The 13,442-nt window shown below is 65.0% G+C and carries 14 protein-coding genes; 12 read left to right on the forward strand and 2 right to left on the reverse strand.

What is annotated here, in order from left to right:
- Positions 1-84 precede the first annotated feature (84 nt).
- The gene (locus QAZ22_RS07515) at positions 85-672 is read left to right on the forward strand and encodes a GNAT family protein (RefSeq protein WP_278206054.1); all 588 of its coding nucleotides are present in this window, start codon (positions 85-87) and stop codon (positions 670-672) included.
- On the opposite strand, the gene QAZ22_RS07520 is transcribed toward QAZ22_RS07515, so the two are convergent.
- Positions 669-1,532: an endonuclease/exonuclease/phosphatase family protein gene (locus QAZ22_RS07520; RefSeq protein WP_278206055.1), complete on the reverse strand. Its 864-nt coding sequence runs from the start codon at positions 1,530-1,532 to the stop codon at positions 669-671. The two genes, QAZ22_RS07515 and QAZ22_RS07520, sit on opposite strands and share 4 nt — an antisense overlap.
- A gap of 203 nt (positions 1,533-1,735) precedes the next feature.
- Here QAZ22_RS07520 and obgE point away from each other — a divergent pair, with 203 nt between their 5' ends.
- From obgE to QAZ22_RS07545, 5 genes are all read left to right on the forward strand, one after another.
- Complete coding sequence (gene obgE, locus QAZ22_RS07525) at positions 1,736-2,773, forward strand: GTPase ObgE (protein ID WP_278206056.1); 1,038 nt, start codon at positions 1,736-1,738, stop codon at positions 2,771-2,773.
- Positions 2,770-3,909: a glutamate 5-kinase gene (proB, locus tag QAZ22_RS07530; protein WP_278206057.1), complete on the forward strand. Its 1,140-nt coding sequence runs from the start codon at positions 2,770-2,772 to the stop codon at positions 3,907-3,909. The genes obgE and proB overlap by 4 nt, the downstream gene beginning before the upstream one ends.
- A 76-nt stretch (positions 3,910-3,985) precedes the next feature.
- Complete coding sequence (locus QAZ22_RS07535; RefSeq protein WP_278206058.1) at positions 3,986-5,272, forward strand: glutamate-5-semialdehyde dehydrogenase; 1,287 nt, start codon at positions 3,986-3,988, stop codon at positions 5,270-5,272.
- Between the two features lie 251 nt (positions 5,273-5,523).
- The gene (locus QAZ22_RS07540) at positions 5,524-6,111 is read left to right on the forward strand and encodes a nicotinate-nucleotide adenylyltransferase (RefSeq protein WP_278207792.1); all 588 of its coding nucleotides are present in this window, start codon (positions 5,524-5,526) and stop codon (positions 6,109-6,111) included.
- A 216-nt stretch (positions 6,112-6,327) separates the two neighbouring features.
- Positions 6,328-7,614 carry an MFS transporter gene (locus QAZ22_RS07545; protein WP_278206059.1) on the forward strand — a complete coding sequence of 429 codons (1,287 nt, stop codon included), beginning with the start codon at positions 6,328-6,330 and terminating at the stop codon, positions 7,612-7,614.
- A 6-nt stretch (positions 7,615-7,620) separates the two neighbouring features.
- On the opposite strand, the gene QAZ22_RS07550 is transcribed toward QAZ22_RS07545, so the two are convergent.
- Positions 7,621-8,472, reverse strand: coding sequence for a mechanosensitive ion channel domain-containing protein (locus tag QAZ22_RS07550; protein ID WP_278206060.1), 852 nt, complete (start codon positions 8,470-8,472; stop codon positions 7,621-7,623).
- A 243-nt stretch (positions 8,473-8,715) separates the two neighbouring features.
- Between QAZ22_RS07550 and rsfS the strand changes: the two genes are divergently transcribed.
- The 6 genes from rsfS to QAZ22_RS07580 all read left to right on the forward strand — a co-directional run bounded on the left by rsfS (position 8,716) and on the right by QAZ22_RS07580 (position 13,256).
- Complete coding sequence (gene rsfS, locus QAZ22_RS07555; protein WP_278206061.1) at positions 8,716-9,093, forward strand: ribosome silencing factor; 378 nt, start codon at positions 8,716-8,718, stop codon at positions 9,091-9,093.
- A gap of 60 nt (positions 9,094-9,153) precedes the next feature.
- Entirely contained in the window at positions 9,154-9,636 is a 483-nt protein-coding gene (gene rlmH, locus QAZ22_RS07560; RefSeq protein WP_278206062.1) for a 23S rRNA (pseudouridine(1915)-N(3))-methyltransferase RlmH, read from the forward strand.
- A gap of 127 nt (positions 9,637-9,763) precedes the next feature.
- Positions 9,764-10,024: a transcriptional regulator gene (locus QAZ22_RS07565; protein WP_278206063.1), complete on the forward strand. Its 261-nt coding sequence runs from the start codon at positions 9,764-9,766 to the stop codon at positions 10,022-10,024.
- 2 nt (positions 10,025-10,026) lie between these two features.
- Positions 10,027-10,383 carry a type II toxin-antitoxin system RelE/ParE family toxin gene (locus QAZ22_RS07570; RefSeq protein WP_278206064.1) on the forward strand — a complete coding sequence of 119 codons (357 nt, stop codon included), beginning with the start codon at positions 10,027-10,029 and terminating at the stop codon, positions 10,381-10,383.
- A 205-nt stretch (positions 10,384-10,588) separates the two neighbouring features.
- A complete protein-coding gene (locus QAZ22_RS07575) occupies positions 10,589-11,923 on the forward strand; it encodes a murein hydrolase activator EnvC (protein WP_278206065.1) in 1,335 nt (444 codons plus the stop codon).
- A 1-nt stretch (position 11,924) separates the two neighbouring features.
- Positions 11,925-13,256 carry a S41 family peptidase gene (locus tag QAZ22_RS07580; protein ID WP_278077756.1) on the forward strand — a complete coding sequence of 444 codons (1,332 nt, stop codon included), beginning with the start codon at positions 11,925-11,927 and terminating at the stop codon, positions 13,254-13,256.
- Positions 13,257-13,442 lie beyond the last annotated feature (186 nt).

A 13,442-nucleotide genomic window follows, 5' to 3' on the forward strand; every position in this document is an offset into this window, starting at 1 on the left:
TGTCTGGCCAGGCCAGGAAAAGGATCAGGAGAGATGGGCTTCCATCTCTCCTTTTTTCATTTTTCTTTGCCCTGGAGGACTAAAATGGTTGCCGAAGCGGAAGACACCGAAGACGAAAGTTACGCGATCGATTGCCCGGTGCTCGCCACCGAGCGCTTGGTCATGCGCGCCCCGCGCGAGAGCGATCTCGAACAACTCGTTGCCTTGGCCGACAACCGACATGTCGCGGAAATGCTGGCCCGCATGCCGCATCCCTACGGCGAAGCCGAAGCCAGAGCCTTCCTCGCCATGGCGGCCTCCCGCCGCGCCGGCATCGTCTATGCGCTGACGCTTGCCGGCACCGGCACCTTCGTCGGCTGTGCGGGGCTCAACATCACCGATCGCGGGCTGGAGCTCGGCTACTGGATCGGCGAACCCTACTGGAAGCGCGGCTATGCGACGGAGGCTGCGCATGCGCTGGTCGACCTCGCCTTCCAGAAGACCTCGATCCAGGTGCTGCATGCCTCGACCAGGGTCATCAATCCGGCCTCGCGCCGCGTCATCCACAAGTGCGGCTTCCAGTATGCCGGCCAGGGCATGCTGAACTCGATCGTCGCCGGCCAGGTGCCGGTCGAGCGCTACCGACTGGATCGGAAGACGTGGACCAGCCTGCGCAACTGGGTACACTTCTAGCTCAGCTCGACCCAGACCGGCAGGTGATCCGATCCACGCGCCTGCCGGTCGACCCACAGGCGCTTCAGCGAGCCCGCGAGCGAGGCGCTGGTGAAGACATAGTCGATGCATTTGTGGCGGCCGGTATCGTCGGGCTGCTTGGGGTCGATCCAGGTGACGAGATCGGAAACGTCAAGGCGCTGGGCGACGTCGACGGCGAGGTCGGCGGTGAGCGGCATGCCGAATTCATGGTCCGGGCGTCCGGCGAGTTCGATATATTCGGGCGATCCGGGCAGCATGTTGAAATCGCCCATGACGACGAAAGCCTCCGGATAAGGCAGGTCCGGCAATCCGATCTCGGGAATGCCGGAAAGCCCGCCGCCTTCCAGCGCATAGTTGAGCAGGCGCTGGCGCAGGAAACGGATCTGGCCCTGGCGCTCGACGGGGCTGCGATGGTCGAGATGGGTGGAGTAGAAGCGGATGAAACCCAGCGGCGTCTCGATCAGCGCCTCGAGCGCGCCGCGCTGGAAGTTCATCCGCTCGAGGCTGCGGCTGCGCGGCAAGAGGAGATTGCGTGACAGATGAATGGGTGTCTTCGACAGCACCATGTTGCCGAGCTGGAAGGTCCGGGTGACGGCGCGGCCGGCATCCAGGCGCGAGCCGATATTGACCTCGAAATTGCTGCCATAGGCAACGAAATAGTCCGGCAGCGCCTCGCCGATCTCGGCCACCATGTCGCGGTCGCCGTTTCGCGGATTGTTGCGAGTCACCTCCTGCAGGGCGATGACATCGGCGCCGCGCACGGCGTCGGTGATGCGGCCGACATCGTATTGGCCGTCGAGGCCGATACCGTACTGGATGTTGTAGGTGACGAGCTGCATTCCGCTACTCCAACACTGACCCGGGGCGGCGAAAACCGGAAACGATCGCCGCGCGGAATTATTCCCAATCGGGCAGTGCCGGGATGTTCGCCGCGTGCCCAAAAGCGCGTGTCAGCGCTTTCGTCGCAAAACAGCCTCGCCCTTGGCCCCGCCTTGGTTTAGAGCAATCGCGCAAAGCAATCAGCAGAAACCTCGAAAATCCGATGAAATTCCTCGACCAGGCCAAAGTTTACATCCGTTCCGGCGACGGCGGCGCCGGTTCGGTGTCGTTCCGGCGCGAGAAATTCATCGAGTTCGGCGGCCCGGACGGCGGCGACGGCGGCCGCGGCGGCGATGTCTGGGCGGAAGCGGTCGATGGGCTGAACACGCTGATCGACTACCGCTACCAGCAGCATTTCAAGGCCAAGACCGGCATGCACGGCATGGGCCGCAACATGACCGGCGCCAAGGGCGCCGACGTGACACTGAAGGTGCCGGCCGGCACCCAGGTCTTTGCCGAGGACAACGAGACGCTGATCTGCGACCTGACAGAGGTCGGCCAGCGCTTCCTGCTCGCCAAGGGTGGCAATGGCGGCTTCGGCAACCAGCATTTCAAGACCTCGACCAACCAGGCGCCGCGCCGCGCCAATCCGGGCCAGCCGGGCGAGGAATTGAGCATCTGGCTGCGGCTCAAGCTGATCGCGGATGCCGGCCTCGTCGGCCTGCCCAATGCCGGCAAGTCGACCTTCCTCGCAGCCGTCACCGCCGCCAAGCCGAAGATCGCCGACTACCCTTTCACGACGCTCTATCCCGGCCTCGGCGTCGCCCGCATCGATGGCCGCGAATTCGTGCTGGCCGATATTCCAGGCCTGATCGAGGGCGCGCATGAAGGCGTCGGCATCGGCGACCGCTTCCTCGGCCATGTCGAGCGCACGCGCGTGCTGCTGCATCTGGTCTCGGCGCTGGAGGAGAATCCTGGGAAGGCGTACAAGGTCGTGCGCGCCGAGCTCGAAGCCTATGGCCATGGGCTGGCCGAGAAGGCCGAGATCGTCGCGCTCAGCCAGGTCGACATCCTCGACGCGGACGCCCGCAAGAAGAAGGCGGCGTCGCTGAAGCGCGCCGCCGGCCGCGCGCCGATGCTGTTGTCGGCCGTCACCGGCGAAGGCGTCGAGGCCGTTCTGCGCGCCCTGATGACGGTGGTCGCCGAGGCCCGCGACGCCGTCCCCGCTCCTGTCGACACGCGCTGGCAGCAAAACCCATGAAATCGCTGAAAACATACCGGCGCATCACCGTGAAGATCGGCTCGGCGCTGCTTGTCGACCGCGCGAGCGGCTTGAAGCGCGACTGGCTGACCTCTTTGGCCGACGACATCGCGGCGCTCGCCGAAGCCGGCGCGGAGGTGCTCGTCGTCTCGTCGGGCGCCATCGCGCTCGGTCGCACCATTCTCGACTTGGGAAAAAGGGCGCTGAAGCTCGAGGAGAGCCAGGCCGCTGCCGCCGTCGGCCAGATCGCGCTCGCCGGCGCCTGGTCGGACGCGCTCGGTAAGAACGGGCTGAAATCGGGCCAGATCCTTCTGACCCTCGGCGATACCGAGGAGCGCCGCCGCTACCTCAATGCGCGCGCGACGATCTCGACCTTGCTCAAGATGAAGGCGGTGCCGGTCATCAACGAGAACGACACGGTGGCGACCTCGGAAATCCGCTACGGCGACAACGACCGGCTGGCGGCCCGCGTGGCGACCATGATGGGCGCCGATCTTCTGGTGCTGCTCTCCGACATCGACGGGCTCTACACCGCGCCGCCGGCCAAGGACCCGCAGGCGAAGTTCATCCCGGTGGTCGACCGCATCACCCCCGATATCGAGGCGATGGCAGGTGCCGCCGCTTCCGAACTGTCGCGCGGCGGCATGCGGACAAAGCTGGACGCCGGCAAGATCGCCAACGCCGCCGGCACGGCGATGATCATCACCTCCGGCACGCGGCTGTCGCCGCTGATGGCGATCGAGCGCGGCGAGCGCGCGACCTTCTTCCGTCCGAGCGCCAACCCGGTGAAGGGCTACAAGACCTGGATCGCCGGCCAGCTCGAGCCGGCCGGGCGGCTCACCGTCGATGCCGGCGCGGTCGGCGCGCTGAAATCGGGCAAGTCGCTGCTGCCGGCGGGCGTGAAGCTCGTCAGCGGCAATTTCTCGCGCGGCGACACGGTGGCGATCCTGTCGCCCGAGGGCCGGGAGATCGCGCGCGGGCTGGTTGCCTATGATGCCGCCGATGCCGTAAGGATCGCGGGTTTGAAAACGGCCGAGATCGAAACCGTGCTCGGCTACGAGGCGCGCTCGGCGATGATCCATCGCGACGACCTTGTGGTAAGTGTCGCCGGCGACCAAGTATTGGCCAGCGATTAGAGCAATTCCAGGAAAAGTGTGACGCGGTTTTCCATCCGGAATTGCGATAAAAGGAAGACCCAGCGGAGGATGAACCATGCTGAAGCTGCATGAAAAATCCGGGGAAGACACGGCAGCGCTGATGGCCGCCATCGGCCGCCGCGCCCGCACTGCTGCCCGACCGCTGGCGGTCGCCACCACCAAAGCCAAGAACGACGCCTTGGCCGCCATGGCCGACGCCATCCTGAGCAACGAGCAGGCGATCCTCGAGGCCAACGCCGTCGACATGTCGAACGGCGAGGAAGTCGGGCTTTCGGCGTCCTTCATGGATAGGCTGAAGCTGACGCCGTCGCGCATCAAGGCGATGGCCGACGGCATTCGTGAGATCGCCGCGCTCAAGGATCCGGTCGGCGACGTCATCGCCGAATGGGACCGGCCGAACGGGCTCCACATCGAGCGCGTGCGCACGCCGCTCGGCGTCATCGGCGTCATCTATGAAAGCCGCCCGAACGTGACCGCCGATGCCGGCGCGCTTTGTCTCAAGGCCGGCAATCCGGTGATCCTGCGCGGCGGCTCGGATTCGATCAATTCGTCCTCCGCGATCCATGCCTGCATGGTCGAAGGGCTGAAAGCCGCCGGCCTGCCGCAAGATGCCATCCAGCTGGTGCCGACCACCGACCGCGCCGCCGTCGGCGAGATGCTCAAAGGTCTCGGCGGCAATCTCGACGTCATCATCCCGCGCGGCGGCAAAAGCCTGGTCGGGCGCGTGCAGAGCGAGGCGCGGGTGCCGGTGTTCGCCCATCTCGAAGGCATCTGCCATCTCTATATCGACCGCTCGGCCAAGCTCGACATGGCAGTGAGGATCGCCGTCAACGCCAAGATGCGGCGCACAGGCGTGTGCGGCGCGGCTGAGACGCTGCTGGTCGACCGCGCGGCGGCCTCCACCCATCTGGTGCCGATCCTCGAAGCGCTGCGCGCGGCGGGCTGCGAGATCCACGCCGATGCCGGGGTGATGAAGGCGTTCGCGGATGCCAGCCCGGCGACCGATGCCGACTGGGTGACGGAGTATCTCGACGCCATCATCGCGGTGAAGCTGGTCGACGGCGTCGCCGGCGCGATCGAGCATATCGAGACCTTCTCCTCGCATCACACCGAGGCGATCGTCGCCGAGGATGCGCAAGCGGTCGAAAGATTCTTCAACGAGATCGACTCTGCGATCCTCCTGCACAACGCCTCGACGCAGTTCGCCGATGGCGGCGAGTTCGGCATGGGCGCCGAGATTGGCATCGCCACCGGCAAGATGCATGCGCGCGGACCGGTCGGCGTCGAGCAGCTGACCTCGTTCAAGTACCGCGTGCGCGGGTCGGGACAGGTGAGGCCTTGACGTTTTTCGCCGCTAGGATCTGAGGGTGCCGCGCCCAGCCACCCCCCTCTGTCCTGCCGGACATCTCCCCCTCAAGGGGGGAGATCAGCTGTCATTTGGGGTTTCGCAAATTGCCGACGTCGCAAGATTTGAGCCTGCGATCGAGCTGCTAATCTCCCCCCTTGAGGGGGAGATGCCCGGCAGGGCAGAGGGGGGCGCCTAGCACCATGCTTTCCCAGCCCGAGCACCCCGTCCCCGCGCCTTACCTTCGCATGCCGCATGCCGGCAGGGGGCTGGCCGTCGGCCTGTTCGGCGGCTCGTTCAACCCGCCGCATGCCGGTCACGCGCTGGTCGCCGAGATCGCGCTGAGACGGCTGGCGCTCGACCAGCTGTGGTGGATCGTGACCCCCGGCAATCCGCTGAAAAGCGCACATGAGCTGGCGCCGCTCGCCCAACGCATCGTGCTGTCGGAAAAGATCGCCAGGAATCCGAAGATCAAGGTCACCGCCTTCGAGGCGGCGCATCATGTCCGCTACACCGCCGACACGCTGGCGCTGATCAAGGCGCGCAATCCGGGTGTCGACTTCGTCTGGATCATGGGCGCGGATAGCTTGCGCGATTTCCATCGCTGGCAGCGCTGGCGCGAGATCGTGCTCACCTTCCCGATCGCGGTCATCGACCGTCCGGGCGCCACGCTCTCCTTCCTATCGTCGGTCGTCGCCAAGACCTTCGACTACGCCCGCATCGACGAAGGCGACGCGCCGCTGCTTGCCCGCATGCGGGCGCCGGCCTGGACCTTCATCCACGGTCCGCGCTCGTCGCTCTCCTCCACCGCGATCCGCAACGCGGGGAAGGGTTGAGCGCTTTTACCTTCTCCCCTTAGGGGAGAAGGTGTCGCCGAAGGCGACGGATGAGGGGTGTTCCAGGGAACGCCAGCGTCTCACTCCGATGGAGCACCCCTCATCCGTCTTGCCGCTTCGCGGCAATCCACCTTCTCCCACAAGGGGAGAAGGGAAGTTTGGCCATGTCGCTTTTACGGCTGCTTTTCGCCCGCGGGCGGGCGATGCTGCAAAGCCATGCTGGAGAAGAGCCGCATCACGACCGATCCGGGCGCGCAATCGGCGCCGCTGATCGCCATTGCCAGCGTCATCGTGTCGATGGCGCTGATCGCGATCGGCAATGGGCTGATGTTCGCCTTCATTCCCGTGCGGCTCGGCGCCGATGGCTTCGATCCGACCTGGGCCGGATTGATCGTCACCGGCCTTTCGGCCGGCGGGCTTGCCGGCTGCATCCTGACCGGTCCATTGGTGCGCCGGGTCGGTCATGCCCGCGCGTTCATGGTGCTTTCGGCGCTGATAGCGCTCTCCAACGTCGCGATCGGCGCTGGACCGATCCCGTTGCTCTGGATCGCGGCGCGGGCGCTCTATGGCTTTGCCATCTGCGGCCTCTTCATCGTCGCGCAGAGCTGGCTCAACGATGCCTTGCCGAACGCCATACGCGGCCGGGTGATGGCGGTGTTCTATGTCGCCTATATCGGCGGATTGGGCGTCGGCTATGCGACGCTCGCCACGATCGACATCCACACGGCGGCCGCGCCGCTGATCGGCATCGCCTTCACCGCTTTGTCCATCCTGCCGGTGGGCATGACGCGGCTTGCCCAGCCGCCCGCGCCGCAGGCGGCTTCGGTGGCGCTCGGCCAGGCCTGGAAGATCTCGCCGGTCGGCGTCGTCGGCATGCTCGCCGTCGGCGGCCTGTCGATGATCATTTCCGGTTTCGCGCCGATCCACGCCACCGCCAAGGGCTACAGCCAGGCGGATGTGGCGCTGCTGTTGTCGGCGATGCCGGTCGGCACGCTGATCCTCCAGATTCCGCTCGGCTGGCTCTCCGACCGCACCGACCGGCGCTATGTGCTGTCGGGCGCGGCGGCGCTCGCGGTGGTGGCGAGCCTGCTCGCCATCGCCTTCGACGGCGGTGCGCTGATGGCGCTGGTGGTGATCTATCTCATCTGGGACGGCGCATCGGAATCGATCTATTCGCTCTCCAGCGCGCATGCCGCCGACCGCGCCAGGAAGGACGAGCTGCTGGCGCTGTCGAGCTCGCTGCTCTTTGCCTGGTCGCTGTCCGGCTTCATCGTGCCCGGCATCGTCACGGCGCTTTCAGCCGTCTTCGGCACCGAGACCTTCATCTATGTCGGCATCTTCATCGCTTCGGCGTTCTGCCTGTTCGTGCTGTGGCGGGTGTTTGCGGCGCGACCGACGCCTGCCGCCGCAACCGGCAGCTTCGCGCCGATGTCGGCGCAGACGCCCCTGCCGGTGGAACTCGCCTTCGCGCCGGACGAGCCCACAAAGCCGGCCAAGGACTGAATTGCTCTACTGCTTGCGAGCCTCCGCAGCCGGCAGTTCGGGCGGCGGCAGCGGAATCGAAATGCCCTCGTTGTCGAAGGCCTGCTTGGCGCGCTTGGTCATGTCGGCCTGGGTGGCGAAATAGTCGGCCGCCGTCGTCCAGTAGCGCAGGGTGAGCGAAACCGTGCTCTCGCCGAGGTCCGCCACGAAGGCGATCGGCGCGGGCTCTCGCCTGATGCGCTTCTCGGCGCCGGCGATGCCAAGCAGCGTCTTCTGCCCGCGGTCGATGTCGTTCCACGAGCCGATGTTGAGCGTGATGTCGGTGCGGCGCACGCCGTTGCGGGTGAAGTTGCGCACCGGCTGGTTCCACAGCGTCTGGTTGGGCGCCAGTATGTACACGCCGTCGACCGTGCGCAGCGTGGTGGCGAACAGGCCGATCTCCTCGATCGTGCCGGCGATCGGGCCGACCTCGACATTTTCGCCGATGCGGAAAGGCCGCAGCGCTAGAAGCATGATGCCGGCGGCGATGTTCTGCAGCGTGCCCTGCAACGCCAGTCCGATGGCCAGGCCGACGGCGCCGATGGCGGCAATGATGGAGGCCGTCTGCACGCCGAACTGGCCGAGCACCATGATGACGACAAGGACGAGGATCGCGTAGCGTACGATCTTCGAGAAGAAATGGCGCAAGGTCGCGTCGAAGCCGTGGATGTGGCCGAGGCCGGCGAAGATCGAGCGCTCGGCAAGGCCGGCGACGAAGTAGCCGGCAATCAGAAGGATGATGGCGCCGATCGCCGAGAAGGAATAGGAGACGATCAGCGTTGAGAGCTGCGCAAGCCCGGCCTGGATGGTGATGAGGGCGCTTTGCGGATCGGTTGGCATGGTTGGGATCCCCTTTGTCCGGTGAGCCGATAACCCGTGCCGTGAGCATCAGTTCCCATCTTTTCCGGCTTGCCGCCGAGCCATCCGGACGACCATCACGCGCCGGCCGTGGGGCGGTCGTCTTGAAACTGCAACGGAACTCTGCCTATCTAAGTGGTGTCACCTGATTTGCGGGGTGATTTGGTTGTTCTTATTGGGAAAGGAAACACACTGAGAACAGCACTGCGGAAGAAGGCCGATATCGTGCCTTCGCCGGCCGGGATCAGCGGAAACGATGCTGCCTCCCTCGCCATCAACACAGTCCTTGCCAGTCTGGAAGACTCCAAGGCCGAAAACATCGTCTCAATCGACATCCAGGGTAAATCGAGCCTCGCCGACTATATGGTCGTCGCGTCGGGCCGATCGCACCGTCATGTCTCGGCTGTCGCCGATCACCTCCTCAAGGCGCTCAAGGATGCCGGTCTCGGCATGGCGCGCGTCGAGGGGCTGGGCAGCGCCGACTGGGTCCTGATCGATTCGGGCGACATCATCGTCCACGTCTTCCGCCCCGAAGTCCGCGAATTCTACAATCTCGAAAAGATGTGGCAGGCGCCGGACCTCGAGGAAGAGACCTTGCACTGAGCCGTATCGCGTGCCGTGACCGTTCCGGTCCGGCGCCGATCAAGGCTCGCCGAGGCGAGGATGAAGATCACCGTCCATGCCGTGGGCCGGATGAAGACCGGCCCCGAGAGAGAGCTCGCCGACCGCTATTTCGAGCGCTTCGCCAAGAGCGGATCTGCGGTCGGGCTGGAATTTGCCGGCATCGTCGAAATCCCCGAGAGCCGCGGACAGAGCGCCGACGAGCGCCGCCGCGAGGAGGGCCAGAAGCTGCAGGGTCAGCTGCAGCAGGGCACCGTGCTCATCCTGCTCGACGAACGCGGCAAGGCGCTTTCCTCCGAGGATCTGGCGGCCCGCATCGGCCAGTTGCGCGACGGCGGTCGCAAGGCGTTGGTCATCGCGATCGGCGGCGCCGACGGCCATGACAAATCCTTGCGCGAAGAGGCCGATCTGGTGGTGTCGTTCGGGGCGCTAACCTGGCCGCATCAGCTGGTGCGCGTCATGCTGGGCGAGCAGCTCTACCGGATCGCCACTATCCTGTCCGGACATCCCTATCACCGCTCGTGAGTCGTGGTCAGAGGGCTGGAGGAGGGGCTGGACGAGGGGTCGCCAGGAACAATCTCGGCTGGTGTAGCAAATATTGACAATATTTGCGACGCCTTCCATAATTTGGAGGGAAGCAAAGGATCGGTTCATGGCCGCAGATAACAGCATTCATGTCCGCGTCGGTGGTCAACTCCAGGCTCATCTGCAACAGCAGATTGGCGAGAATGGCCTTTATGAAAACGCCAGCGAATATATCCGTGCCCTGATCCGCCGCGATCTGCAGACGCGCAACGAAGCGTGGGACTGGCTGAAAAGGCAGCTTGAGCCGGGTCTGAGGGCCGAGGAGAGCGAATTCCGGGCCGTATCGGCCCAGGATGTTGTTCGGCGCAATCAAGGCCGACGCCTCTAAGCGTGGCAGGGTACCTGTTCTACCCGCCAGCGGACGCAGCGCAGGACCACATCTGGAGCGATACCGTTGAGAAATGGGGCGAAGCCCAGGCCATTCGCTATATCGCGGACTTGCATCAGCACTTGCAAACCCTTTCCGAAGTACCTGCCCTCTGGCGAAAGCTTCCAGGCAATCTGGCAATTCCGGCCGATTTGAAGATGGACGCCTATTTCAATCACTACGGACGTCACTACGTGTTCTTTCGCAAGCTTTCCGGCGACCGGATCGGCGTCATAAGCATCCTGCATGATCGGATGGACGTGCCTGTACGCTTGGCCGAGGATCTGCGGACCTTGGAAGCGCGATCGGGAGACAGCTAGATCAGGATGAGGTTTCGTTGAATCGTCATCCTGATCTAACTCCTTTTCTGGAGCATGATCTTTTCCGAAAACCGGTTCCCACTTTTCGGAATGATGCTTTGGTTCTCCGGATTTCCGCCTCAATGACCCGACATCACGGTTGATGCGGGTGCTTCCAACATGGTTGATGGTTCGTTAACGAAGCGGTGGATAGACTCGAGGCCTGATGTCTGAAGGCTGGAATTCGAGAACGCGCGCCTGGCGCAGCCGCTGCGGCTTGACACTTGTCGCCGCGCTGGTTGCGTTCGGGCCGGCCATGGCCGCGGAAAACACGCTCGACGTCGCGCCGGATCCCGACCAGAGCCGAGCCGAATACGAGCAGGTTTCCAGGGAAATCACCTTGTCGTCGGAGCGGCTGGCCAAGCTTGCCGCCGACGTCGCGACGGTCAAGAAGGACCATGCCTCGATCAGCGCGGCGCTCATCCAATCGGCCATGACCGAGCAGAAGCTCGGCCAGGACATCGAGGATATCGGCGCCAAGCTCGAAGGGCTGAAGACCGAGGAAGAGAAGCTGCACGCCTCGTTGGTGGCGCGCCGCGACGTGCTTGCCGAAGTGCTTGGCGCGCTGCAGCGCATGGGGCTCAACCCGCCGCCGGCGATCCTGGTCAAGCCGGAGGACGCGCTGTCGTCGGTGCGCAGCGCCATCCTGCTCGGCGCCGTGGTGCCGGAACTGCGCCAGCAGACCGACAGGCTGATGGCCGACCTCAAGGAGCAGACCCGGGTGACGGCGTCGATCGAGGCCGAGCGGGCGCGGCTCACCGCCGCGGTCACCGAACAGACGGCGGAAAAGAAGAGGCTCACCATGCTGCTCGAGGCCAAGCAGAAGCTGCAGGCCGATACCGAAGCGGCTTTGACCGCCGAGCAGCAGCGCTCGCAGCAGCTGGCGGCCAGGGCCAGCAGCCTCAAGGACCTCATCGCCTCGCTCGAGGCCGACAAGGCGCGAAAGGCGGCAGACCAGGCCAAGGCGGGCGAGCAGAAATCGGCAGATGGCGACACGACGGCGTCCACGACCGAGCCCGCCGATCCGCCGGTGCCGGAGGGCAACCGCTTGACCGCTTCCGCCCCGTTCGCGGCGCTGCAGGGCCAGATCGCGCTGCCGGTCATCGGCAAGATCAAACGGCGCTTCGGGACCGACGACGGCAACGGCGCAATGATGCAGGGCGACATGGTTGCGACACAATCGGGAGCCATCGTCACCGCGCCGGCGGATGGAAACGTGCTTTATGCGGGGCCGTTTCGCTCCTATGGTCAACTCTTGATCCTCAATGCGGGCGATGGGTATCATGTCGTCCTGGCGGGGATGAGCAGAATCAGCGTCGCGACCGGACAGTCGGTGCTCGCAGGAGAGCCGATCGGCGCGATGGGAGAGGCCCGGGTGGCAAGCACCTCGGCCTCGCAGAATGGAAATGCGACGCCGGAGCTCTATGTGGAGTTCCGCAAGGATGGAAAACCCGTCGATCCGAACCCTTGGTGGGCGGAGCGATTTTCTGGAAGGACGTGAAATGATGCGGAAATTGTCGCTTCTGTTTGCCGGCGCGCTGATGGGCGCATCGGCAATGAGCCTGGTCTACGGCGCACCCGGCTCGGCGGCGAACGCTGCGGGCTCCGAAACCTACAAGCAGCTGGCGATCTTCGGCGACATCTTCGAGCGCGTGCGCGCGCAATATGTAACGCCGCCGGATGACAAGTCGCTGGTCGAGAACGCCATCAACGGCATGCTTGCCTCGCTCGACCCGCACTCGTCCTACATGAATGCGGAGCAGGCGCAGGATATGCGCGTGCAGACCAAGGGCGAGTTCGGCGGCCTCGGCATCGAGGTCACGATGGAGAACGATCTCGTCAAGGTGATCACGCCGATCGACGACACGCCGGCCGCCAAGGCGGGCGTGCTTGCCGGCGACTACATCGCCAAGATCGACGGCGAGGAGGTGCGCGGCCTGACCCTCAACGACGCCGTCGAGAAAATGCGCGGCCCGGTCAACACGCCGATCAAGCTCACGATCCTGCGCCAGGGTGCGGACAAGCCGATCGAGCTGACGGTGGTGCGCGACATCATCAAGGTCAAGGCGGTGAAGTACCGGGTCGAGAACGACGTCGGCTACATGAAGATCACCTCCTTCACCGAGAAGACCTATGACGATCTCGAGAACGCCATCGAGAACATCAAGAAGCAGGTGCCGAACGACAAGCTGAAGGGCTATGTGCTCGACCTGCGCCTCAATCCGGGCGGCCTGCTCGACCAGGCGGTGAGCGTGTCGGATGCCTTCCTGAAGCGCGGCGAGATCGTTTCGACCCGCGGGCGCGACCCGAAGGACGTCACCCGCTTCGACGCCAAGCCGAAGCAGAACGACGACATCAACGGCAAGCCGCTGATCGTGCTGGTCAATGGCGGCTCGGCGAGCGCGTCCGAGATCGTCGCCGGCGCGCTGCAGGATCTGCGCCGCGCCACCGTCGTCGGCACTCAGTCCTTCGGCAAGGGCTCGGTGCAGACCATCATCCCGCTCGGCGAGAACGGCGCGCTGAGGCTCACCACGGCGCTCTATTACACGCCGTCCGGCAAGTCGATCCAGGGCAAGGGCATCACGCCGGACGTCAAGGTCGAGCAGCCGCTGCCGCCGGACCTGCAGGGCAGGGATCTGACCCGCGGCGAATCGGACCTCAAGGGCCACATCAAGGGCGCCGACGAGAGCGCCACCGGCTCGGGTTCGGCCGCCTATGTGCCGCCGGAACCGAAGGACGACCTGCAGCTGATCTATGCCGAGCAGCTGCTGCGCGGCCAAAAGACCGATCCGTCGTTCCCGCCGAACCCGGACAAGGCCGTTTTGAACCAGTAAAGGCGTGTCGGCCGGGGCAAGCCTCTGGCCGACCGACCGAAGCGATGCAATGCTGCCGGGACCCGCGAGGTTCCGGCAGTTTGATTCGGGGACAAGTCGATTCGCGAACGGGCGCCGGGGGGCGCCGAAGGTTTTGAATTTCGCACGTGACCGCTGACGATCCGATCGGCTGGATCACGGGCTTGG

It is taken from the genome of Mesorhizobium sp. WSM4906 (assembly GCF_029674625.1).
GTDB lineage: Bacteria > Pseudomonadota > Alphaproteobacteria > Rhizobiales > Rhizobiaceae > Mesorhizobium.